The organism is Cryobacterium sp. TMT1-3, assembly GCF_004402315.1.
Classification (GTDB): domain Bacteria; phylum Actinomycetota; class Actinomycetes; order Actinomycetales; family Microbacteriaceae; genus Cryobacterium; species Cryobacterium luteum.
In genome coordinates, this window is the sequence record NZ_SOFW01000040.1 from 98,225 (window position 1) to 119,039 (window position 20,815).

Annotated in this window: 22 protein-coding genes; 8 read left to right on the top strand and 14 right to left on the bottom strand. The window is 67.8% G+C overall.

What is annotated here, in order from left to right; genetic code table 11:
• The first annotated feature begins 8 nt into the window (after positions 1–8).
• Positions 9–980 carry a sugar phosphate isomerase/epimerase gene (locus tag E3O25_RS14925; RefSeq protein ID WP_092106161.1) on the top strand — a complete coding sequence of 324 codons (972 nt, stop codon included), beginning with the start codon at positions 9–11 and terminating at the stop codon, positions 978–980.
• Positions 981–1,128: 148 nt separating this feature from the next.
• Here the strand turns inward: E3O25_RS14925 and E3O25_RS14930 are convergent, their stop codons facing one another.
• From E3O25_RS14930 to E3O25_RS14960, 7 genes are read right to left on the bottom strand one after another with little or no spacing between them, the layout of a single operon-like run.
• Positions 1,129–2,517, bottom strand: a complete 1,389-nt coding sequence (locus E3O25_RS14930) for an alkaline phosphatase family protein (protein WP_134361535.1) — start codon at positions 2,515–2,517, stop codon at positions 1,129–1,131.
• Positions 2,514–3,380 carry a TatD family hydrolase gene (locus tag E3O25_RS14935; protein WP_134361536.1) on the bottom strand — a complete coding sequence of 289 codons (867 nt, stop codon included), beginning with the start codon at positions 3,378–3,380 and terminating at the stop codon, positions 2,514–2,516. The genes E3O25_RS14930 and E3O25_RS14935 overlap by 4 nt, the downstream gene beginning before the upstream one ends.
• On the bottom strand, positions 3,350–4,102 hold the full coding sequence (locus tag E3O25_RS14940) for an EboA domain-containing protein (protein WP_134361537.1): 753 nt from the start codon (positions 4,100–4,102) through the stop codon (positions 3,350–3,352). The genes E3O25_RS14935 and E3O25_RS14940 overlap by 31 nt, the downstream gene beginning before the upstream one ends.
• On the bottom strand, positions 4,099–4,971 hold the full coding sequence (locus E3O25_RS14945) for an SCO3242 family prenyltransferase (protein WP_241983964.1): 873 nt from the start codon (positions 4,969–4,971) through the stop codon (positions 4,099–4,101). Before E3O25_RS14945 ends, E3O25_RS14940 begins: the two co-directional genes overlap by 4 nt.
• The gene (locus E3O25_RS14950) at positions 4,968–6,896 is read right to left on the bottom strand and encodes an FAD-dependent monooxygenase (protein WP_241988617.1); all 1,929 of its coding nucleotides are present in this window, start codon (positions 6,894–6,896) and stop codon (positions 4,968–4,970) included. Before E3O25_RS14950 ends, E3O25_RS14945 begins: the two co-directional genes overlap by 4 nt.
• On the bottom strand, positions 6,893–7,927 hold the full coding sequence (locus E3O25_RS14955) for an ABC transporter permease (RefSeq protein ID WP_092106171.1): 1,035 nt from the start codon (positions 7,925–7,927) through the stop codon (positions 6,893–6,895). The genes E3O25_RS14950 and E3O25_RS14955 overlap by 4 nt, the downstream gene beginning before the upstream one ends.
• The gene (locus E3O25_RS14960) at positions 7,924–9,444 is read right to left on the bottom strand and encodes a sugar ABC transporter ATP-binding protein (protein ID WP_092106173.1); all 1,521 of its coding nucleotides are present in this window, start codon (positions 9,442–9,444) and stop codon (positions 7,924–7,926) included. Before E3O25_RS14960 ends, E3O25_RS14955 begins: the two co-directional genes overlap by 4 nt.
• Positions 9,445–9,636: 192 nt before the next feature.
• Between E3O25_RS14960 and E3O25_RS14965 the strand changes: the two genes are divergently transcribed.
• The 4 genes from E3O25_RS14965 to E3O25_RS14980 all read left to right on the top strand — a co-directional run bounded on the left by E3O25_RS14965 (position 9,637) and on the right by E3O25_RS14980 (position 14,023).
• Complete coding sequence (locus E3O25_RS14965; protein WP_092106175.1) at positions 9,637–10,680, top strand: substrate-binding domain-containing protein; 1,044 nt, start codon at positions 9,637–9,639, stop codon at positions 10,678–10,680.
• Positions 10,681–10,750: 70 nt separating this feature from the next.
• Positions 10,751–11,941 (top strand): Gfo/Idh/MocA family protein, encoded by a 1,191-nt coding sequence (locus tag E3O25_RS14970; protein ID WP_166787758.1) that lies wholly within the window; start codon positions 10,751–10,753, stop codon positions 11,939–11,941.
• A 26-nt stretch (positions 11,942–11,967) separates the two neighbouring features.
• A complete protein-coding gene (locus tag E3O25_RS14975; RefSeq protein ID WP_134361538.1) occupies positions 11,968–12,972 on the top strand; it encodes a sugar phosphate isomerase/epimerase in 1,005 nt (334 codons plus the stop codon).
• Between the two features lie 172 nt (positions 12,973–13,144).
• Entirely contained in the window at positions 13,145–14,023 is an 879-nt protein-coding gene (locus E3O25_RS14980; RefSeq protein ID WP_134361539.1) for a thioredoxin domain-containing protein, read from the top strand.
• 161 nt (positions 14,024–14,184) lie between these two features.
• On the opposite strand, the gene crcB is transcribed toward E3O25_RS14980, so the two are convergent.
• The 4 genes from crcB to E3O25_RS15000 form a co-directional block, all read right to left on the bottom strand.
• The gene (gene crcB / locus E3O25_RS14985) at positions 14,185–14,565 is read right to left on the bottom strand and encodes a fluoride efflux transporter CrcB (protein ID WP_134361540.1); all 381 of its coding nucleotides are present in this window, start codon (positions 14,563–14,565) and stop codon (positions 14,185–14,187) included.
• On the bottom strand, positions 14,562–15,005 hold the full coding sequence (locus tag E3O25_RS14990) for a CrcB family protein (protein ID WP_174721753.1): 444 nt from the start codon (positions 15,003–15,005) through the stop codon (positions 14,562–14,564). Before E3O25_RS14990 ends, crcB begins: the two co-directional genes overlap by 4 nt.
• Positions 15,006–15,087: 82 nt before the next feature.
• On the bottom strand, positions 15,088–15,588 hold the full coding sequence (locus E3O25_RS14995) for a universal stress protein (RefSeq protein WP_092106185.1): 501 nt from the start codon (positions 15,586–15,588) through the stop codon (positions 15,088–15,090).
• A gap of 89 nt (positions 15,589–15,677) precedes the next feature.
• Complete coding sequence (locus tag E3O25_RS15000) at positions 15,678–16,031, bottom strand: helix-turn-helix transcriptional regulator (RefSeq protein ID WP_092106187.1); 354 nt, start codon at positions 16,029–16,031, stop codon at positions 15,678–15,680.
• Positions 16,032–16,099: 68 nt separating this feature from the next.
• Between E3O25_RS15000 and arsB the strand changes: the two genes are divergently transcribed.
• Genes arsB through E3O25_RS15015 form a run of 3 tightly spaced genes read left to right on the top strand, consistent with a single transcriptional unit; the run spans position 16,100 to position 18,291 of the window.
• The gene (gene arsB / locus E3O25_RS15005) at positions 16,100–17,242 is read left to right on the top strand and encodes an ACR3 family arsenite efflux transporter (RefSeq protein ID WP_134361542.1); all 1,143 of its coding nucleotides are present in this window, start codon (positions 16,100–16,102) and stop codon (positions 17,240–17,242) included.
• A 15-nt stretch (positions 17,243–17,257) separates the two neighbouring features.
• Positions 17,258–17,656, top strand: a complete 399-nt coding sequence (locus E3O25_RS15010) for an arsenate reductase ArsC (protein ID WP_134361543.1) — start codon at positions 17,258–17,260, stop codon at positions 17,654–17,656.
• On the top strand, positions 17,656–18,291 hold the full coding sequence (locus E3O25_RS15015; RefSeq protein ID WP_092106193.1) for an arsenate reductase ArsC: 636 nt from the start codon (positions 17,656–17,658) through the stop codon (positions 18,289–18,291). The genes E3O25_RS15010 and E3O25_RS15015 overlap by 1 nt, the downstream gene beginning before the upstream one ends.
• Positions 18,292–18,417: 126 nt before the next feature.
• Here E3O25_RS15015 and E3O25_RS15020 read toward each other — a convergent pair whose 3' ends face one another.
• From E3O25_RS15020 to E3O25_RS15030, 3 genes are read right to left on the bottom strand one after another with little or no spacing between them, the layout of a single operon-like run.
• The gene (locus tag E3O25_RS15020) at positions 18,418–18,717 is read right to left on the bottom strand and encodes a metal-sensitive transcriptional regulator (RefSeq protein ID WP_134361544.1); all 300 of its coding nucleotides are present in this window, start codon (positions 18,715–18,717) and stop codon (positions 18,418–18,420) included.
• 1 nt (position 18,718) lies between these two features.
• Positions 18,719–19,021, bottom strand: coding sequence for a rhodanese-like domain-containing protein (locus E3O25_RS15025; protein ID WP_092106197.1), 303 nt, complete (start codon positions 19,019–19,021; stop codon positions 18,719–18,721).
• Positions 19,018–20,682, bottom strand: coding sequence for an FAD-dependent oxidoreductase (locus E3O25_RS15030; RefSeq protein WP_134361545.1), 1,665 nt, complete (start codon positions 20,680–20,682; stop codon positions 19,018–19,020). The genes E3O25_RS15025 and E3O25_RS15030 overlap by 4 nt, the downstream gene beginning before the upstream one ends.
• Positions 20,683–20,815 lie beyond the last annotated feature (133 nt).

A 20,815-nucleotide genomic window follows, 5' to 3' on the forward strand; every position in this document is an offset into this window, starting at 1 on the left:
GTATTCCCATGTGTTTCGGATTTGACGGAGCGAGTGAACTGAACAAGTCGCTCGAAGGCAAGAAGAACCTCAACCGCCGCAATTTTCTGCGCGGCGCACTCGCGGCCGGTGCCGGTGCCGGCCTCGCCGTGGCCGGCGCAAGCTCGGCCATGGCGGCGCCGGGCGGCCACCCGGGCCACGGTTTGGGAGGCAAGCCCGGCAAGGGCCGCAAGGTGCCGCCGGGACTGATCAGCATCCAGCTGTACACGCTGCGCTCGATCATGAGCGGCGACGGCGTCGACGCCACGTTCGAGGCCCTCGCCGACTACGGCTATACCAAGGTGGAACTGGCCGGGCTCTACGGCCGTACCCCCGAGGCCATGCGGGCGTACCTCGACGAGCTCGGCATCACACCGAGCTCGAGCCACGACGGCATCAGCAATTCGCCCGCTGCGTTGCAGGCGAAGATCGCCGGCGCGGTGACCCTCGGCCAGACGTACATGAACGTGCCCTATCTGGCTTCGAGTGTGGCCGACGACTGGCGCCGGTGGGCTGACCAGATGAACGCCGAGGCAGCCGTTGCGCAGAAAGCCGGGATCAAGTACGGCTACCACAACCACGCACACGAGTTCACGACCGACCTCGGTGGCGGGCTCACCCCGTGGGAGGTCTTCACGTCCCGGCTCGACCCCAAGCTCGTGCACCTCGAGGTGGACCTGTACTGGGCTGTGACCGGCGGTGTGGGGGTCGGCGCGGCCGACCCGGTGCAGTTCGCGATCGACGTGATCACGGATGCGCCGCAGAAAGTGCTCGAGTACCACGTGAAGGACCGCGACGCGGCCGGCGGATTCGCCGACCTCGGCACCGGCACGATCGACTTCGCGCGCATCTTCGACGCCCACCCGGTGAAGCTGTACGCGGTCGAGAACGACCAGCCCGACGTGACCGCGTTGCAGACCGCGGAGGTGGGCTACAACTACCTGCGCGAACTGCGCTTCTAGCGCTCGCTGGCACGACAACGGCGCCCCCGTGAGGGGCGCCGTTGCTGTGCCACCCGAACCCTCGCGGCACGTGTTCGCCTGCGTGGCACTCGTTGGAACGAGTGCCACGTTCTCAAACGAGTGCCGCGAGCGGGTCGGGTGGAGCAGGTTAGACGGGAACGGGCGCCGCGAGGCCGGCGAGCTGCAGGAGCAGGTCGCGCACCTCGGTGGCGGCGATGACCTCCCGGGCGGCAGCCGGGTCGGAGCAGAGCAGCACGGGGCCGTCGGCGGCGCTCTCCGGCAGGCGCCCGTGGGAACCACGCACGCAGGAGGGATCGAGCGGCACTACGCGCATGGCGTAGCGCAGCCCCAGCTTCTTTTTGGCCAGGTTGCGGGCCGCTCGCAGCTTGACGAAGCGGTCGTCGGGGTCGAAGAACAGCTCGGCCGGGTCGTAGCCGGGTTTCTTGTGAATCTCCACGCCGCGCGCGAAGTCCGGCGCTTGGGCGTCGTCAAGCCAGTAGTAGTAGGTGAACCATGCCCGCTTCTCGGCCACCACCACGAACTCACCACTCCGCTCATGGTCGAGGCCGTACCGGGCCTGACCCTCAGCATCGAGCACCTCGGCCACGCCGGGCAGCGCTTCGAGCAGTGCGCGCACGTGGGAAAGATCGGCGGGATTCTGCACGTAGACGTGCGCGATCTGGTGGTCGGCGACGGCGAAAGCGCGCGACGTCCAGGGGTCGAGCAGCTCCCCGCTCGCATTCGTCTGAACCTCGAGCAGCCCCTCGCGGCGCAGCATCCGGTTCACGTCGACGGGCTGGTCGACGTTTGTGATGCCGTATTCGCTGAGCACCACGACGGTCACGCCCAGCCCGGCCGCATCATCGAGCAGCGGGGCGAGAACCCGGTCGAGCTCACGCGCGGCGTCGAAGGAGCGTGAGTCGTCGGGGCCGAACCGCTGCAGGTCGTAGTCGAGGTGCGGCACATAGACCAGGGTCAGGTCGTGGCCGGGCAACACGTGCCGGGCCGCGCCCACGATCCACTTCGAGGAGGCCAAGCCCGCGGTCGGACCCCAGTAGGTGAACAGCGGGAAGGCGCCGAGTTTCGCCACAAGTTCGTCGTGCAGCTCTGGCGGGTGGATGTAGGCATCCGGTGATTTGCGTCCGTCGGCGTGATAGACCGGGCGAGGGGTGATCGTGACGTCAGTCGTGGCCCCCATGGCGTACCACCAGCACACGTTCGCCACCCGGTAGCCGGGATTGCTGCGGCGAGCGGTCTCCCAGACCTTCGCTCCGCCGACCAGCCGGTTGTGCTGGCGCCAGAGGTTGACCTCGCCGATATCGCGCAGGTACCAGCCGTTGCCGACGATTCCGTGTTCGGCCGGCGTGAGTCCGGTGAGAAAGGTGGACTGCGCCGAGCAGGTCACGGCGGGCAGCACGGTGCCGAGCTCGGCCGAAAAGCCGCGGGCCGCGACGCCCTGCAGGTGCGGCATCACGGCGAGCAGCCGCGGGGTCAGCCCGGCGACATCGATTACGAGCAGCGGCGTGGGGCCGGTCATGCGCGGGCACCGCGCATGATGGAATTGCCGGCGAATTCGGCGGGCGCGGCGGCATCCGCTTGCCCGGTCGGGTCGAGGTCGAGGCGGCCGCTCTGGCCGTAGAATTCCATCGGGTTGCGCCAGAGGATGCGGTCGACCGCGTCGTCGTCGAAGCCGGCGGCGAGCATGGCCTCGCCGGTGCGGCGCGTGGTGAGGGGGTCGCTGCGGCCCCAGTCGGCGGCCGAGTTGACGAGCACCCGGTCGAGCCCGATGTCGCGAAGCACCGCGACCATGCGGGTGGGGTCCATTTTGGTGTCGGGGTAGATGCTGAAGCCCATCCAGCAGCCGGAATCGACGACCTCGGGCACGGTGACCTCGTTGAGGTGGTCCACGACGACCATGCCGGGGGCGATGCCGCTCTCCCGCACCACGTCGAGGGTGCGGCGGGTGCCGGCGAGCTTATCCCGGTGCGGGGTGTGCACGAGTGCGGGCAGCTCGTGCGCCACGGCGAGTGCGAGCTGCGCGGCGAAAGCGTGGTCTTCCTGCGGGGTCATCGAGTCGTAGCCGAGTTCGCCGACCGCCACGACGCCGTCCTTTTCCAGGTAGCGCGGCATGATGTCGAGCACCCCGGTCAGGCGCGGGTCGCCGGCCTCCTTAGGGTTGAGGCCGATCGTGCAGAAGTGGCGGATGCCGAACTGGCTGGCCCGAAACGGCTCCCAGCCGACGAGGGCGTCGAAGTAGTCGATGAACGAGTCGACGCTCGTGCGCGGCTGACCGAGCCAGAAGGCCGGCTCCACGACCGCGCGCACCCCGGCGCCGTACATGGCCTCATAGTCGGCGGTCGTGCGGGAACTCATGTGAATGTGCGGGTCCAGGATGCGCATGTGTCGTTACTCCTTATATATATGTGAGGCTGCAGTTCAGCGAGCAGGGCCCCCGGAAGGTCCGGGCGGTGCAGGCACTCGGGGAAGGCGGCGACCACGGCGGCAATATCGTCGGGAATATCCCGGCCGGCGGCGCTGCGTTCGTGGGCGAGATCGACGAGCATGCGGGCGAGTTCGATGGTCTGCCGCTCGGCGAGATTCGCTATGACATTCAGTGGCACGCCGGTGAAGACGCACTTGACCACGGCCTGGCGGTACGCGTCGGGGCCGAGGTAGTGTGCGCCATACGGTTGCAGGGCCGCTGCCACCAGGCGCACGTCATTGGTGCGCAGGGCGTCGTCGACGAGCGGGAGCAGGGCCGGGCCGATCGGTTGCTCTGCGGTGTCGAGCCGGTGCAGCCCGCGCAGCACGCCACGCTTCTCGCCGGCATCGCCGTGCTGGTACAGATCGTCGAGCAGCTCGACGAGCGCCGGGCCGATGGGGGTGAGAGCGCCCAGCAGCACGCCGCGAGCCGCGTCGTCGATCGTGCCGTGGCGCAGTCCCCGCACATCGTCAGCCCAGAGCGGCACCCGCCCGCAGCGCCGGGACACGGCGGGAAAGTACCGGGTGATGGCTGACGGATGCTGCTGCACATCGATGCAGGCGGCCGCCAGCCAGGTCGCTGCGTCGCCGGTGAGGTGGTGCGCGAGCGTGATCGCCGCGCCGGAGCCCGCGCCGGTCATGTGGCTGATACCCGTCGGGTGAGGCGCCGGCCGAGCGGGAGCAGGGTGGCGACGGCGAGGCCGGTTTTAACGGAACCGGAGCGTGCGATGAGCGCCGCCTGCAGGCCGATCGTTCCGATCACCGAAGCTCCGACCGCCCGGCGCACGTCCGCGGCCGCGCGGGTGTTGCGGGCCCGCAGCTGGGCGGGGGCCACCGCGCCGAGGTAGGCGATGGCGAAGTAGGCCCCGACGACCCGGGGCAGCCATCCGTTTGCGGGCCGCCGTGCCGGGCCGGCGGCAGCGGCCACGGCCGCGCAGGCCGTGGCCGCGACGGCCAGGGTGCCCACCACGGGGCTCGTCGAGCCGTGAACTTCGTCGCGGCTGAGGGTGGTAGTGCCGAGGGTGTGGGTAAACACGGTGAGCGCGGCGGGCAGGGCGGCCGGCACCGAGGCGGCGCCGAGCAGCACGTCGAGCAGTCGCGTGCCGGCCATTGCGACCGGGCCGAGCGAGGTGGATTTGAATACGAGGTCATAGGCCCAGACGCTCGCGGCGAGCGGGAGTGCGACGGCGAGGGCCTGCCGCCCGCCGGCCAGCGCTGCGATGCCGACGCCGCACGCGGTGAGCACGATGGCCACCGTGAGGGCCTCGGCTGGTGTCACGTCGCCGGCCGGAATCGGCCGTTCCGGGCGCTCCACCGCGTCGAGTGCCCGGTCGGCGTAGTCGTTCAGGGCCATGCCCGCCCAGTAGATGAGGGTGGAGCAGAGTGGAAGCAGCACGGTGTGCGGTCCGAGGGAACGCCCGGAGGCTGCGGCTCCGGCGAGGGTGTCGCCGGGCGCGGTGAGCGCGGCCGGGAGTCGCACGAGACGGGCGAAAGCGGCGGGGGTCATCATGAGCGGCGCCCACTGGCTGCCACGCCGACCGGCGCAGCAGCCAGGTTGTTCAGCACATTGTCGGGCCGGCGGTCCGGCCGGCTGTCCGCGCGACTGTCCGCCCGGCTGTCCGCCCGACCGAGCAGCGCGGTCATCGCGTCGAACAGGACGGCTTCGGGGTCGTCGGCGAGCCGGTGCGACCGCCAGCCGATGTGCTTGTCGGGCCGTACGAGCAGGGCGCCATCCTCGGCGACTTCGCGCAGTCGGGCCCAGTCGAAGTACAGGTCGGTCACCGGCTGCCCGGGTCCGATGATCACGGTCTCGAGCCGCACGCCGAGCCGCGCGCCCACTCGGGCCGCGGCATCCGCCCAGGCTGAGCCGGTGATTCCGGTGATCACTGTGAACTGCGTGAACGGTGCGAGGTCGTGGGTCGAGATCTTGTGCGCGCTGTCGCCCACCCAGGCGTGCGGCAGGCGGGAGCCCGGCACGGTCGAAGCCTGGTAATACAGTTCCGGGTCGCGTCGTGGCACGGGGCGAGCCGAACCGTCGGCGATGATGGCGGTCGATTCGTAGAACTGTCCGATCTCGACGCCGTGCGCGTTGAACTCGTAGTTCTTCACCTCCATCGCGTTCTGGATAGCCTGGCGTTTGGCTGCGCCAGCGGGGGTGTTCGCCTTTCGTTCCTCCATCATCTGGATCATCTCCGATTCGGTGCGGGCGTCGGTGACGCCGAGGGCGTCGAACAGCTGGCCGAACTCGCCAGCCGATTTGTTGGCCCGCAACACGATCTGCCGCGCTACCGGTGCCCGCTCCTCGGAGTAGGTGTCCAGCAGCTCGGGGCCGGCTGTGCCGGTCAGCACGGCGGCGAGCTTCCAGGCGAGGTTGTAGGAGTCCTGGATGGACGTGTTCGATCCCAGCCCGTTGCTCGGCGGATGCTTGTGCACCGCGTCGCCCACGCAGAACACCCGCCCGCGCTGCAGCCGGGTGGCGTACTGGGCGTTGTTTCCCCAGAGCGACGTCCCGGTGATCGCCACCTCGAGCTCGGGCAGGCCGAGCAGATTGCGCACGATCTGCGTCGCCGCGGCCGTATCGATCACCGGCGCCGGTTGCGTGATGTCGTAGCCCCAGACGACGAGCCACTGGTTCCACGGCCGGATCATGCGCACCAGGCCCGTTCCGATACCGCCGATGTTCGACCCGGGCTGCACCACCCAGTACAGCACCGAGGGGCGATGCCCCACGAAGGGCGTGATATCTGCGGTGAAGGTGATGTTCATCGAGCCGGCGATATCCATCTCCCCTTCCATCGGCAGGTCGAGGTCGGCGGCGACCTGGGAGCGTGCTCCGTCGGCGCCGATCAAATACTTCGCACGGATGCTGAACTCGAGACCCGTAAGCCGGTCCAGTACGCGCACGCTCACCCCCTCCGCGTCTTGCACGTGGGAGAGGTACTCCGTCGAGAACCTGGTCAGCGTTCCCCGTGTGGTGGCGTTCTTCACCAGGATGGGCTCGAGGTAGGTCTGTGGAATGTCGCACATGCTGGCGGCCGAGGCCAGTTCGTAGTCGGCGTGCCGGCCCGGATGCGTGCCGAAGGTGAGAATGCGCCCAAGTTCCTCGCCGGCGATCGAGGTGCAGAACACCGTGTCACCCATCATCTCGTTCGGCGTCGACTCGGCCCGCACCGCCGTTTCAATGCCGACGTCGCGAAAAATCTCCATCGTGCGCTGATTGGTGATGTGGGCGCGCGGCGTGTTGGCGGTCCACCGGTATTTGGTGATCATCAGGTTGGCGACGCCGAGGGTGGACAAAAACAGGGCTGCGGCGGATCCGGCCGGGCCGGATCCGACGATCAGTACCTCCGTCTGCACCTCGGTACCGTGCGGCAGGGCGGTCTCGCAGATCCCGTCGTCGAAGATCACCGGCACCCCGCTGCCCGGCACGGTCACTTGCTGCGGCTGCCGCGGGAGGCGAAACGCTGTTGCAGCAGCACGGCGGCCACGATGATGACGCCCTTCGCCACGTTCTGCACCGAGGTGGAGAGATTGTTCTGGGTGAAGACGTTGGTGAGCGTGCTGAAGATGAGTATTCCGAGCACGGATCCCACGATGGTGCCGCGGCCGCCGATGAGCAGGGTGCCGCCCACCACGACGGCCGCAATCACGTCGAGCTCAAGGAGCGTGCCGTGCGTCGAGGTACCGACCGTGGTGCGACCGAGGAACATGACCCCGGCGATGCCGGCGGTGAGGCCCGAGAGCATGTAGACGTACACCATGTGGCGCTTCACCTTGATGCCGGCGAGGCGGCTCGCCTCGGCATTGCCGCCGACGGCCACGGTGCGGCGGCCAAAGGTGGTGCGGTTGAGCAGAATCCAGCCGGCCACCGCCACGATTATGAAGATCCAGATCAGAATGGGCACGCCGAGCAGGTCGGCGCGAAAGAAGCCCATAAATTCCTGGTTGTTCACGATCTGGGTCGACCGGTTCGAGATGAGTTCGGCGAGGCCGCGCGCGCCCACGAGCATGGCGAGCGTCGCCATGAACGCCACGACGCCTCCGTAGGCGATCACCACGCCGTTCACGAAGCCGGCCAGGGTGCCGACGAGAAGCGCGACCACGACGATCAGCAGCCAGGACGACTGCGCGGAGGCGAGCTGCACCGCGGTGAGGCTCGCCACCACGCTCGACAGGCCCACCACGGAACCTACCGACAGGTCGATGCCTCCGGCCGTGATGACGAAGGTCATTCCGACGCAGACCACGCCGACGATCGAGGCGAAGCGGATGATGGTGACGAAGTTGTCGAAACTGGCGAACCGGTCGCCCGCGGTGAGGATTCCCACCACGATCAACAGCGCGAAGGCGATGACCAGCCCGAGGTTGCGGCCGGCCGAGCCGGCGAGCATCCGCTTGACGATGCCGGGTCGGGTGTCGGGCGTAACGGGGGTCGGCGGGGCCGGCTGGGTGATCTGCTCGCTCATGCGGCACTTCCTCTCATGACCAGGTCGAGAACACCGGGTTCGTCGATGTCGGTGGAATTCGTTGTGGTAAGAACGTCGCCGTCGCTGATGACCAGCACGCGATCAGCCAGGCCGAGCACCTCGTCGATCTCGCTGGAGACCACGATGATGGCGGTACCGGCCTCGGCGAGGCGGCGAATGAGGGCGTAGATCTCGGCGCGGGCACCGACATCCACCCCGCGAGTCGGTTCGTCGAGCAAGAGCACCGTGGTGCCGTGCACGAGCCACCGTGCGAGCAAAATCTTCTGCTGGTTTCCCCCGGACAGGCTGCGGGTCGTCAGGTTGGGATCGGGCGGCCGCAGCTCCAGGGCCTCGATTTGTTGTCGGGCGGCGTCGCGTTCAGCGCCCTCCCGCAGAAAACCGCCGCGAGCGAACCGGGCGAAGGATGACAGGGTGACGTTCTTGAAGATGGGTTCGTCGAGGATGAGGCCCTGGCTCTTGCGTTCCTCGGGCGAGAGGCCGATGCCGGCGCTGACCGCCGCGTCGACCGAGCCGGGGCGCAGCACCGTTCCGTTCACGGTGACCGTGCCGCTCGTGCTGCGGCGGGCACCGTAGATGGCCTCGAGAATTTCGGAGCGGCCGGAGCCGACCAGACCGGCGAGACCGACGATCTCGCCCGCGCGCACCTCGAGGGACACGTTGCGGAAGACGCCGCGCACGCCGAGCGCGTCGCAGCGCAGCACGATGGGCGCATCCGTCGGCAGCGGAGTGGACTGCGGAAAGACGTTGGCGACCTCACGACCGGTCATCAAGCGGATCAGGTGTGGCGTGGGAGTATCGGCCACGCTCAGGCCCGAGGCCGTGGTCTTGCCGTCTTTGATCACGGTGATGCGGTCGCCGATGCGGCGGATCTCCGCGAGCCGATGGGAGATGTAGACCACGGCGATGCCCTGCTCGGTGAGCTCGGCGACGACGCGGAACAGGTTCTCCACTTCCTGGGAGTCGAGCACCGCGCTGGGTTCGTCCATGATGATCAGCTTGGTGTCGCGGCTCAGCGCCCGAGCCATGCTCACGATCTGCTTGTTCGCGGCCGAAAGCTGGCCCACTTCGGTGCGCGGTGAGATCTCGCTGTGGCCGAGCCGCGCGAGGATCTGTTGCGTTCGGGCGTTGGCGGAGGCGACGTGCAGCACGCCGCCGGTGGCCTGCTCGTGGCCGAGAAAGACGTTCTCCGCGATGGTGAGGCCGTCGACCACGTCGAGTTCCTGGTACATCGTGGCGATGCCGAGTTCGAGGGCGGCCACCGGGCCACCGATGGTGACCGGCTCGCCCTGCCAGAAGATCTCGCCGGAGTCGGGCTGATAAGCGCCGGAGAGGGTCTTGATGAGGGTGGATTTTCCGGCACCGTTCTGGCCGAGCACGCAGTGCACCTCGCCGGGCCGCACCACCAGATCGACGCCCTGAAGCGCCTTCACCCCGGCGAAACTCTTTCTTAGCCCGCGAACTTCGAGTAATGCTGCGGAATGGTCGACAGTGATCATGCAAAAAACCTAACACAGGGTCGGTACTTACGTCGATGAACATCAATAAGTTGCGCGCAAACTGTCACCATCTGCTATCGTTCAACTCGTCAGCGTCGACGCCTTCCCAATTGTTCGACAATTGCCTCGCACGATCGCCGGCAGCACCACACTCCTGCACCTGCAGCCATTCACCGAGCCAGAGGGAATCACATGCTTGCACCCCGCACTGTCCGTCGCAGACTTCTTTTCGCCGCCGGCACCTCGCTGGCCGTCGTCGGCCTCATCACCGGCTGCACGGCCGGTACCGCCACGAACACGCAGCCCACCAACGCCAGCGTCGAGGGCAACGAAGCGCAGGGCGACACCATCGTCATCGGCTATTCAGGGCCCGCCGCCGACCACGGCTGGCTCGGTGCCATCAACAATGCGGCGATCGCCGAGGCCGACAAGTACGACGACATCGACCTGCGGGTGGCGGAGGGCACCAACGACGCCAACCTGCAGATCAGCCAGGTTGAAGGCTTCATCAACGATGGCGTCGATGCCATCGTGCTGCTGCCCACCGACGGCGCCGCGCTGACCCAGGTAGCCATCCGCGCTATGGAGGCCGGCATCCCGGTGATCAACGTGGACCGCGAGTTCTCCAGCACCTTCGCCGCCCGCGCCACCATCCTCGGTGACAATTACGGCATGGGCGTCAGCGCCGGCACCTACATCTGCGAGGAACTCAGCGACAACCCCGACGCCGTGGTCGCCGAGATCGCCGGCATCGACTCGCTCCCCCTGACCCAGGAGCGCAGCGCCGGCTTCGAGCAGGCACTCGGCGACTGCGGTCTGTCGGTCACCAACCGCGTCTCCGCCGACTTCACCGTGGCGGGCGGCGAGGCCACCACCTCGCAGCTGCTCGCCGCCGCCCCGCAGATCGACGCCCTCTGGAACCACGATGATGACCAGGGAATCGGCGTACTCGCGGCCATCGACGCCGCCGGGCGCGACGAGTTCATCATGGTCGGCGGTGCCGGATCCGCCAACGCCATGCGCCTGATCCAGGCCGGTGACAGCGTGATGAAGGCCACCGTGGTGTATCCGTCCACCCAGGCGGCCGACGGCATCCGTCTGGCCCGCCTGCTCGTGCAAAACAAGGCCATGAGCGACCTTGTCGAGGTGGAGATCCCCAACCGGATCGTGCTCAACGCCCCCGTGGTGACCAGCGAGAACGTGGATAAGTATCTGCCGACCGCCTTCGAGTCCTAAACCACCGGCGCGTCGCACGGGGAGCAAGCCGGTCTTGCTCCCCGTGACCATCAACAGGAAGAGTTTTCACATGAGCGCACCGCTTCGCGTCGCACTGGTCGGCCACGGATTCATGGGTGCCGCGCACTCCCAGGGCTGGCGCGTCGCCCCTCGCTTCTTCGACCTGGCCGCGCAGCCCGAGATGAGCGTTCTCGTGGGGCGCGACGCCGGGCAAGCGGCGGAGGCCGCCACCCGCTGGGGCTGGGCCGAGTCGTCCTCCGACTGGCGGGCGGTGATCGACCGGCCGGATATCGACGTGATCGACATCGTCACCCCCGGCACGTCACACGCCGAGATCGCGATCGCCGCGCTCGACGCGGGCAAACACGTTTTGTGCGAAAAGCCGCTCGCCAACACGGTCGCCGAGGCCGAGGCGATGGCGGATGCCGCCGCTCGCGCCTTCGACCGAGGCGTGTACGCCATGGTCGGGTTCACCTATCGGCGAATTCCTGCCGCCACACTCGCCCGCGATTTTGTCGCCGCCGGCAAGATCGGCGACATTCGTCAGGTGCGGGTGAACTACCTGCAGGACTGGCTGGTCGACCCGCAATCTCCGCTCACCTGGCGTCTGCAGAAGGAGCTCGCCGGCTCCGGGGCACTGGGCGATATCGGCGCCCACGCCATCGACCTCGCCCAGTTCATCACCGGGCAACGGCTCGAGAGCGTTTCGGGCATCATCGAGACGATCGTGAAGGAACGCCCGCTGCTGGGTGCCCGGCAGGGACTCTCCGGCACCGGCACCGCCGAGCGCGGCCTCGTGACCGTGGACGATCTGGCCCTGTTCACCGGCCGGTTCGAGGGCGGCGCGCTCGGCAGCTTCGAGGCCACACGCTTTTGCACCGGCCGCAAGAATTCCTTCCGCATCGAGGTTTCCGGCTCGACGGGCGCGATCTCGTTCGACCTGGAAGACCTCAACGATCTGAGCTTCTTCGACGGGAACGCCGCGAGCGGGCAGCAAGGGTTCACCAAGATTCTGGTGACCGAGCCGCAGCATCCGTATCTGGCCGCCTGGTGGCCGCCCGGGCATACGCTCGGCTATGAGCACGGTTTCACCCACCAGGCCAGGGACTTTGTCGAGGCCATCTCGGCTGGCCGGCAGCCGACCCCGTCGTTCGCCGACGGCCTGCAGGTGCAGCAGGTGCTCGCCGCCGTGGAGGCCAGCTCCAACAATGGAAGCGCCTGGACGCCCACCCTCACCCCTGTGCTCGCCGCACAGAAATAGCTCGCCGCACACAACTAGGAGAACTCATGGCCCGCCCAATCACCCTGTTCACCGGCCAGTGGGCCGACCTGCCCTTCGAAGAAGTTGCGCGGCTCGCCGCCGGGTGGGGCTACGACGGGCTGGAGATCGCCTGCTGGGGCGACCATCTCGACCCCAATCGCTGGAACGACACCGACTACGTCGCCGGCAAGCTCGCCGTACTCGAGAAGTACAACCTGAAGGTGTGGGCCATCTCCAACCACCTCAAAGGTCAAGCCGTCTGTGACGACCCGATCGACTCGCGGCACCGCGACATTCTGCCCGACTCGATCTGGGGCGACGGCGACCCGGAGGGCGTGCGCCAACGCGCCGCCGAGGAGATGAAGAACACCGCCCGGCTCGCCGCGAAACTCGGCGTGAAGACGGTCATCGGGTTCACCGGATCGTCGATCTGGAAGTACGTGGCCATGTTCCCGCCCGTTTCGCAGGAGCTCATCGATGCCGGCTATCAGGACTTCGCCGACCGGTGGAACCCGATCCTCGACGTGTTCGATGAGGTCGGCGTGCGCTTCGCCCACGAGGTGCACCCGAGTGAGATCGCCTTCGACTATTGGACGACGGAGCGCGCCCTCGAAGCCATCGGGCATCGCCCCGCGTTCGGCCTGAACTGGGACCCGAGCCATTTCATCTGGCAGGACCTCGACCCGGTCAGCTTTCTCTGGGATTTTCGCGATCGCATCTATCACGTGGATTGCAAAGACACCAAGAAGCGCCTGAACAACGGCCGCAACGGCCGACTCGGCTCACTGCTGGCCTGGGCCGACCCGCGCCGCGGCTGGGACTTCATCTCCACCGGCCACGGGGACGTACCCTGGGAGGACAGTTTTCGCATGCTCAACACCATCGGCTATGACGGCCCGCTCTCGGTGGAATGGGAGGACGCCGGAATGGACCGCCTGGTCGGAGCTCCCGAAGCACTCGCCTTCGTGCGGTCGCTCGCCTTTGACGCACCGACCACGGCGTTCGATGCGGCGTTCAGCACCCGTCGCTGACGATTCGCGTGCGCCGCGGCATCCGTTGTTCGCTGCCCCCCATTCGGGCGGGCCGAGCCGTGCTCCCAGCCAGCTCCCAGCCAGTCTGAACCGGACCGTTAGGCAGGGCCGCTAACGTCGTAGGCAACGGCTGCTTCGGCGGCGCAGCAACGAACGAACGGTGAACTCCCGCATGAGCACTTCCGGACCGGCCCGCCCACCCAAAAAAGACCGCCGCGAGGAAGCCCGCGAGCACGCCCGGTTGATGCGGGCCGAGCAGGTCAAACGGGAGTCCCGCCGTCGTCTCTTTCTGCGCGGCGGCATCGGCATCGGGCTGCTCGCCCTGGTCGCCATCGTCACCCTCGTCATCGTCAACACCGTGAACGCACCGACCGCGCCGGGACCGGCGAACATGGCCAGCGACGGCATTCTGCTCGGCAGCGACGGCACGACGGTCTCCGCCGCCTCGACGCCCGCCCTCGAAGCGGATGCCGACCCGACCGCCACGGACCAGACGGCACTCGCCGATACGGCCAACATTGTGATGTACGTCGACTACCTCTGCCCCATCTGCGGCGATTTCGAAAACACCAACGGCGAGCAGATCACGAGCTGGGTCACCGCCGGCAACGCAACGGTCGAGGTACACCCAATCTCGATTCTCGACCGACTGTCGTCGGGCACCAAGTACGCCACCCGAGCTGCCAACGCCGCCGCCTGCGTCGCCAACTACGAACCGAACAAATTTCTCGACTTCAACACCGCGATGTTCGCCCAGCAGCCCGCCGAGAATTCGAGCGGACTGAGCGATGCCGAACTGGCCAGCCTGGTCGAGGCGGCCGGGGTGACCGAGACCGAGGTTGCGAGCTGCATCACCGACCAGACCTACTCGGGCTGGGTTGACGCGTCGACGCAACGCGCGCTCGACGGGCCCATCCCCAACTCCGACATTGAGCAGGTCAAGGGAACCCCGACCATTTTGGTCAATGGCGCGAGCTACACCGGCTCCTTCACCGATGCCGCCGCGTTCGAAGCATTCGTCACCGCGCAGATGACCACCGCCGGCGAGTAGTCGCCTTCCACGCCCCATTTTATTGACCGGGCCCGGGCCCGAAAACTGGGACCATGATCAATCATGGTCCCAGTTGCGCAACCTGGGCCCAGCGCGACCTGAGCCCAGCGCAAGCTGAGCCCGGCGCGACCTGAGCCCGGCGCAACCTGGGCCCAGCGCGACTACCCCAGCGCGAGCCCGATCCACAGACCGAACGCCGCCGCAGCAACGGATGCGACCAGCATGCCGACACCGTTGGCCAGCGCGGCCAGGTAGCGGTGTGCCTGCGCCAGCCGCACGGTTTCAAAACTGGCCGTGCTGAACGTCGTATACCCGCCGAGCAGGCCGACGCCGAGCACGAGGCTCCACTCCGGTGCAACCAGGTGGTTCAGGGCCAGACCGGTGATGAGTCCGAGCAGCAGCGAGCCGCTCACGTTGATGATCGTGGTGCCGTAGGGGAACGCCCCGCCGAGGCGTGCCCGCACGAAACCGTCTAGAGCAAAGCGGGCAGCCGCGCCCACGCCGCCAGCGGCAGCGACACCCAGGAACAGGAGCGGAGTCATCCGTTCTGCCCCCGAGCGGATGCCCGGTGCAGCGCCGCCGCCAGCACGACACCCAGCCAGGTGGCGAGGCCGCCCAGCAGAACCGTGCCCAAAGCGTAGGCCACGGCACGCTGAATCTCCCCGCCCTGCAGCAGCAGGGCGCTGTCGGAGGCGAGGGCACTGTAGGTCGTGAATCCGCCGAGCAGTCCGGTGCCGAGCAGCAGGCGCAGGCGGCGGCGACCGGCGGCGTCGGGTCCGCGACGCACGAGGGCCTCGAGCAGCAGCCCGAGCAGCAGGGCGCCGACCAGGTTGATGCCGAGGGTGATCAGCGGCAGGCCGGTGCCGGCCGGCAACAGCAGGCCGAGGCCTTCGCGCAGGGCGGTTCCGGCGGTTCCGCCGACAAAGACAAGGCCGAGATAACGCCAGGTGAAGTGCGCAGGCCGCGGTGTGATCGTGTCGATTGTTCACCTACCCGCGGAATCACCAGTAGGGACGAAGCGGATGCTCCGGCGGGATCCATCGCCGTGGCCAGAATACACCGCCCTATTCCGTCGACTCCCAGGGCAGTTCATCACGGAAGGCCACCGGGGCCAGCGGAATGACCACGACCGGCCGATGCTGCCGGTGCGCGAGGTGCACCGCAACGGAACCGCCAAGGAATTGCTGCACGGTGGCCCTCACACCCCGCTCGCGGGTGCCGACCACGATCATGGCAGCATCGAGCGTGTCGGCGAGGTGGGCAAGGGCCCGAGCCGGATCTCCGGCCACGGCGCGGGTGGACCAGGCCAGGGTGCGCCCCACGAGCAGGGTCGTCAGGTGAGCGCGCAGGGAAACCGGAAAGCCCTCATCATCGAGGTCGAGCAGGTCGGGATCGACCGGCAGCGACAGGATGCTGCCGTCAGCGAACTCGTCGACGACGTAGCGGCCCGGCTCCACCGTGGCGCAGACCAATTCGGCGTGAAACCGATCCGCGAAGGCGGCCGCCTCCACGACGACCGCGTCGGGCTGGCCCAGCTTCACTCCGACGATCACGTAGGTGCTCACGAGGAGCTCCTTTCCGCCTCACGGCTGCGGTATTAGCTTGGCCGCTTTCCTGGCCCACGGCTAGTGCCGCCGCGCGAGTGTCGCCCGGGTCACACTCCCGCGAGCACCCCGGCGACGGAGCTCAGGGAGCCGGGCACGAGGCTGTAATACGACCAGGTGCCGCGTTTGGCGCGGGTCAGAAACCCGGAGTCGACGAGCACCTTGAGGTGGTGTGAGATGGTCGGCTGACTCAGGGTGAGCTGATCGGTCAGGTCGCAGACGCAGGCTTCCTGATCGGCGTGGGCGGAGACGATCGAGATGATGCGCAACCGGGCCGGGTCGGCGAGGGCTTTGAGTGAGCGGGCGAGGGTGTCGGCGCTCTCCGGGGCAATGGCCGCTCGGGCCAGCGGTGAGGAGCAAGCATCCGCTGTAATGTCGGTCAGCGGCAGCTGGGTAAACGTCACGTGAACACACTCTCCTTAGATTGACATTGGTCGATGCAATGATCTACCGTAGGCATCGACACCGATCAATGTTACCGCGACTCGCTGTTACAAAACTTTGGAGATTCGTGAGCATTACGGCACCCGCCCCCACCCGTCTCGGCGCGCTGGATCGACTGTTGCCGGTCTGGATCCTCGCCGCCATGGGCCTCGGCCTGCTGCTCGCCGTGTTCGTGCCGGCCGTCGGCGACCTGCTGCACTTGTGGACGATCGGGTCGATCAGCGTACCGATCGCCATCGGGCTGCTCGTCATGATGTATCCGGTGCTCGCCAAGGTTCGCTACACGGATGCCCGCGCCGTCGCCTCCGACAAGCGCCTGCTGGTCTCCTCCCTGCTGCTGAACTGGCTGGTGGGACCGGCACTTATGTTCACCCTGGCCTGGATCTTTCTGCCCGACCTGCCGGAATACCGCACCGGCCTCATCATCGTCGGCCTCGCCCGGTGCATTGCCATGGTGCTGATCTGGAACGACCTGGCCTGCGGCGACCGCGAAGCCGCCGCCTTTCTCGTGGCCGTGAACTCGGTGTTCCAGGTCGTGGCGTTCGGCGCCCTCGGCTGGTTCTACCTGCAGGTGCTGCCGGCCTGGCTCGGCCTGCCCACCACGAGCGCCGAGTTCTCGATCTGGGCGATCACCGCGAGCGTTCTGGTGTTCCTGGGTATTCCGCTGCTGGCCGGCTACCTGTCGCGGCGCATCGGCGAGGCTCAGCGCGGCCGGGAGTGGTACGAGGCGCGTTTTCTGCCCCGAGTCGGCCCGTTCGCGCTCTGGGGTCTGCTGTTCACGATCGTGATGCTCTTCGCCCTGCAGGGGCAGCAGGTCATTGACCACCCCGGTGACGTCGCCCGCATCGCGCTGCCGATGCTGGTCTACTTCGCGGTCATGTTCCTGGTCGGCTTTGTCACCGGGCGCCTGCTGCGCATGACCTACGAGCGCACCACGACGCTCGCCTTCACCGCAGCCGGCAACAACTTCGAGCTCGCCATCGCCGTCGCGATCGGCACCTTCGGCGCGCTCAGCGGCCAGGCTCTGGCCGGCATCGTCGGGCCGCTCATCGAGGTTCCCGCCCTGATCGCGCTCGTCTACGTCGCGCTCTGGCTGAAGCCCCGCCTGTTCCCCGAGCGGATGCCGCCGGCCGACGCGCCGACGCCCGCCGCCGCATCCGCTCTCGTCTAAAGAAAGAAGCTCGACATGAAACCCTCCGTACTGTTCGTCTGCGTGCACAACGCCGGACGCTCGCAGATGGCCGCCGGCTTTCTGACCGCCCTGTCGCAGGGTCGGGTCGAGGTACTCTCGGCCGGCTCCGAACCGAAAGACCAGATCAACCCGGTCGCGATCGCTGCGATGGCTGAAGAGGGCATCGACATCGCCGGCAACGTGCCGAAGATCCTCACGACCGAGGCGGTCAAACAGTCCGACGTCGTGATCACCATGGGCTGCGGCGACGCCTGCCCCATCTTTCCGGGCAAGCGCTACGAGGACTGGAAGCTCGACGACCCGGCCGGTCAGGGCATCGAAAGCGTGCGCCCCATTCGCGACGAGATCAAGTCGCGCATCGAAGCGCTCCTCGCCGAGATTCTGCCGGCCTGATGCTTCCCGGCCTGAGCTACCCCGAAGAGTCACTGCGACGCCTCGCCGGGGACCTCGCGGAACGCTTTCACGGCATCTTCGCCGCCGAAACCGTGGAACGCTACGTGCTCGAGTCCTATATTGGGCTGCTGCGCACGTCGAGCGTCAAGGCGCACCTCACGACCCGCACCGCGCGGTTTGCGCTCGAACGCCTCACCGCGCTCGCCCAGGCCAAGGGCGCCATCACGCAGGCGGTGCCCGAGGTACTGTTCGTTTGTGAGCAGAATGCCGGTCGTTCGCAGATGGCCGCGGTCTTCACCAACGCTCTGTCGGGTGGAGCCGTGCACGTGCGCTCGGCCGGGTCTATGCCGTCGTCGGCGCTTGACCCCACGATGGTCGCGGTCATGACCGAGCTCGGACTGTCGCTCGACGAGTCATTCCCGAAGCCACTGACCGATGACGTCGTGCAGGCCGCGGATGTCGTGATCACCATGGGCTGTGGCGATGCCTGCCCGATCTATCCCGGCAAACGCTACGTGGACTGGGAACTCGTGGACCCGGCCGGTCAGCCGATCGACGAGGTGCGGCGCATCCGCGACCAGATCCGGGCGAACGTCATCGAGCTGCTCGCCGGCCTCGGAGCGCCCTCCGCCTGACCCCCACTGCTGTGGACGGGGCCCGGGCCCCGTCCACAGGCCCAGTTTATAAACTGGGCCCCGGGCCATAAGGTGGGCCCGGCAAGCGGATGCCCCGCCCCGGCGGCCCCTGCCGGCCCGGCCGCGCTACGCGAGCGTCAGGAACAACTTCTCAAGCTCGGGCACCGTGAGCGAGTGCTCGCTGTCGGGATTCGCGATGCAGTCGCGCATGGCGGTGGACACGATGACGAAGCCGGCCTTGTCGAGCGCGCTCGACACCGCGGCCAGCTGGGTGACGACATCGCGGCAGTTGCCGCCGCCCTCAACCGCGGCGATCACGGCGGTCAGCTGCCCCTGCGCCCGGCGCAGCCGGTTCAGGATTTTCTTCTGCTCGGCGGCCCGGGTGTCCGTGGCGACGTCCGTTGTCGGCGACACTTCGGTTGCCATCTCAGGCCCCTTGCTCGGTCGGAAGCCCGGCCTGCTGCCAGGCCCCGGTGCCGCCGGCGATGTTCACGGCGTCATGGCCGTGTGCGGCGAGATACTCGGTCACCTGCGCGCTGCGACCGCCGGCGGCGCAGATGACGTGCACCGGCACATCCGCTGGAATCTCGCCGATTCTCGCGACGACCTCGCCCATGGGGATGTGCACGACTCCGGGCACGTGGGCGGCTTCGTACTCCCACGGTTCGCGCACGTCGATGACGACGGGTTCGGCGAGCGCGGAAAGCTCGGTGACGGTGATCTCTTTCATACGAGGACCCTTTCAGCAATGGGGGAAACAACAAGGCTAGACGTTCCGGCGAGCCAGGTGCGGTAGCCGCCGTCAAGGTTTTGCACATCGAAGCCGTTCTGGGCCAGAATGCGTGCGGCGGTGTGGCCGCGCTGGCCCACCTGGCAGTGCACGATCAGCGGCACCCGGGGCAGGTCGCCGAGCCGATCGCGCAGCTCGTCGAGCGACACGTTGAGCGCACCGGGAATGCTGCCCGCCGCGAATTCTCCGGACGAGCGCACGTCGATGAGCACAGCGCCCGCCGTACGTGCCGCGTCGAGTTCATGCCATTGCAGGTTCACACTCGTGCCCTGCGCGAGGTTCGAAGCCACATAGCCAAGCTGGTTGATCGGGTCTTTCGCCGAGGCGTACTGCGGCGCGTAGGCGAGTTCCAGACGCGTCAAAGCGGATGCCCCCAGCCCGGCAGCCATCGCGACCGCCAGCACGTCGATGCGCTTGTCCACTCCGGAGCCGCCCACGATCTGCGCGCCCAGAATGGCATCGGACTCGGCGTCGATGAGCAGTTTGATCGACATGCCCTCCGCGCCGGGAAAGTAGCCGGCGTGGTTGGCGGGGTGGGTGTGCGCGATGCGGTGCGCGCGCCCGGCGGCGACGAGGCGTTTCTCGTTCCAGCCGACCAGGGCCACGGTGAGGCCGAAGATCCCGAGGATTCCGGTGCCGAGCGCCGGGGCGGCCTGCTCGGGCGTGCCGGCAATGCTGTCGGCCACGGAGCGGCCGTGGCGGTTCGCGAGGCCGGCCATGGTGACGAGCGTGCCGGAGCCGTCGACGGCATCCGTTTTCTCGACCCCGTCGCCGACGGCGAAGATGAGCGGATCGCTCGTGGCCTGGGTGCCATCGACCCAGACGCCGCCGCTCTCGCCGATGCGCAGGCCGGCCTGCTCGGCGAGGTTCACGTCGGGGCGCACGCCGCTCGCGTCGATCACAAGGTCGGCCGGCACGGTTGTGCCGTCGCTGAGCGACACGGTCTGCCCCCACTGCCCGGTCACGGTCGTGTTCAGCCGCACGTCGACGCCGCGCTCGCGCACGCGGTCGAGCACGGGCGCGGCCATTTCGGGGTCGAGCGGGGTAAAGATCTGCGACCCGCGCTGCACGAGGGTCACGCGCACACCGCGGTGCACGAGGTTTTCCACGGCTTCGAGGCCGATGAATCCGCCACCGATCACCACAGCGGATGCCGCGCTCGTCTCCGCGAGTACCGCCGTGATGTGGTCCACGTCATCGACCGTGCGCAGCGTGTGCGTGGGAATCGCAGCGCCGCCCGCAGCGCCGGCCCTGGCCGACGCTCCGGCTGCGAGCACGAGGCGGTCATAGTGTTCGACGCTCTCGTCGCCGGTGAGCATACTGCGCACGGTGACGGTCTGGGCTGCGCGGTCGATCTGCACGACCTCGGTGTCGACGCGCACGTCGAGGGCGAAACGTGCGTTGAGCGATTGGGGGGTCTGCAGCAGCAGGTCTCCGCGATTGCGGATGATTCCGCCGACGAAATAGGGCAGCCCGCAGTTCGCGAACGACACGTAATGGCCGCGCTCGAATACGATGATCTCGGCCGTCTCGTCGAGCCGGCGCAACCTCGTTGCCGCCGACATTCCGCCCGCAACTCCGCCTACGATAATGATTTTCACGTTTGCCTCCGACTTCAGGATACCCCAAGGGGTATACGCGCACAAGGCCTGCGGGGCGGCATCCGCTCACCCGGGCCCACCTTAGAGACCGGGGCCCAGTCTATAAACTGGGCCCGTGGACGGGGCCCGGGCC

Coding starts and splice junctions, on each gene's coding strand:
- E3O25_RS14975 (WP_134361538.1), top strand. CDS start 11,968: ATGGCCCGCCCAATCACCCTGTTCACCGGCCAGTGGGCCGACCTGCCC.
- E3O25_RS15010 (WP_134361543.1), top strand. CDS start 17,258: ATGAAACCCTCCGTACTGTTCGTCTGCGTGCACAACGCCGGACGCTCG.
- E3O25_RS14955 (WP_092106171.1), bottom strand. CDS start 7,927: ATGAGCGAGCAGATCACCCAGCCGGCCCCGCCGACCCCCGTTACGCCC.
- E3O25_RS14940 (WP_134361537.1), bottom strand. CDS start 4,102: ATGACCGGCGCGGGCTCCGGCGCGGCGATCACGCTCGCGCACCACCTC.
- E3O25_RS14980 (WP_134361539.1), top strand. CDS start 13,145: ATGAGCACTTCCGGACCGGCCCGCCCACCCAAAAAAGACCGCCGCGAG.
- crcB (WP_134361540.1), bottom strand. CDS start 14,565: ATGACTCCGCTCCTGTTCCTGGGTGTCGCTGCCGCTGGCGGCGTGGGC.
- E3O25_RS15025 (WP_092106197.1), bottom strand. CDS start 19,021: ATGAAAGAGATCACCGTCACCGAGCTTTCCGCGCTCGCCGAACCCGTC.
- E3O25_RS15020 (WP_134361544.1), bottom strand. CDS start 18,717: ATGGCAACCGAAGTGTCGCCGACAACGGACGTCGCCACGGACACCCGG.
- E3O25_RS14945 (WP_241983964.1), bottom strand. CDS start 4,971: ATGATGACCCCCGCCGCTTTCGCCCGTCTCGTGCGACTCCCGGCCGCG.
- arsB (WP_134361542.1), top strand. CDS start 16,100: ATGTTACCGCGACTCGCTGTTACAAAACTTTGGAGATTCGTGAGCATT.
- E3O25_RS14970 (WP_166787758.1), top strand. CDS start 10,751: ATGAGCGCACCGCTTCGCGTCGCACTGGTCGGCCACGGATTCATGGGT.
- E3O25_RS14965 (WP_092106175.1), top strand. CDS start 9,637: ATGCTTGCACCCCGCACTGTCCGTCGCAGACTTCTTTTCGCCGCCGGC.
- E3O25_RS14925 (WP_092106161.1), top strand. CDS start 9: ATGTGTTTCGGATTTGACGGAGCGAGTGAACTGAACAAGTCGCTCGAA.
- E3O25_RS14935 (WP_134361536.1), bottom strand. CDS start 3,380: ATGCGCATCCTGGACCCGCACATTCACATGAGTTCCCGCACGACCGCC.
- E3O25_RS14960 (WP_092106173.1), bottom strand. CDS start 9,444: ATGATCACTGTCGACCATTCCGCAGCATTACTCGAAGTTCGCGGGCTA.
- E3O25_RS15015 (WP_092106193.1), top strand. CDS start 17,656: ATGCTTCCCGGCCTGAGCTACCCCGAAGAGTCACTGCGACGCCTCGCC.
- E3O25_RS14930 (WP_134361535.1), bottom strand. CDS start 2,517: ATGACCGGCCCCACGCCGCTGCTCGTAATCGATGTCGCCGGGCTGACC.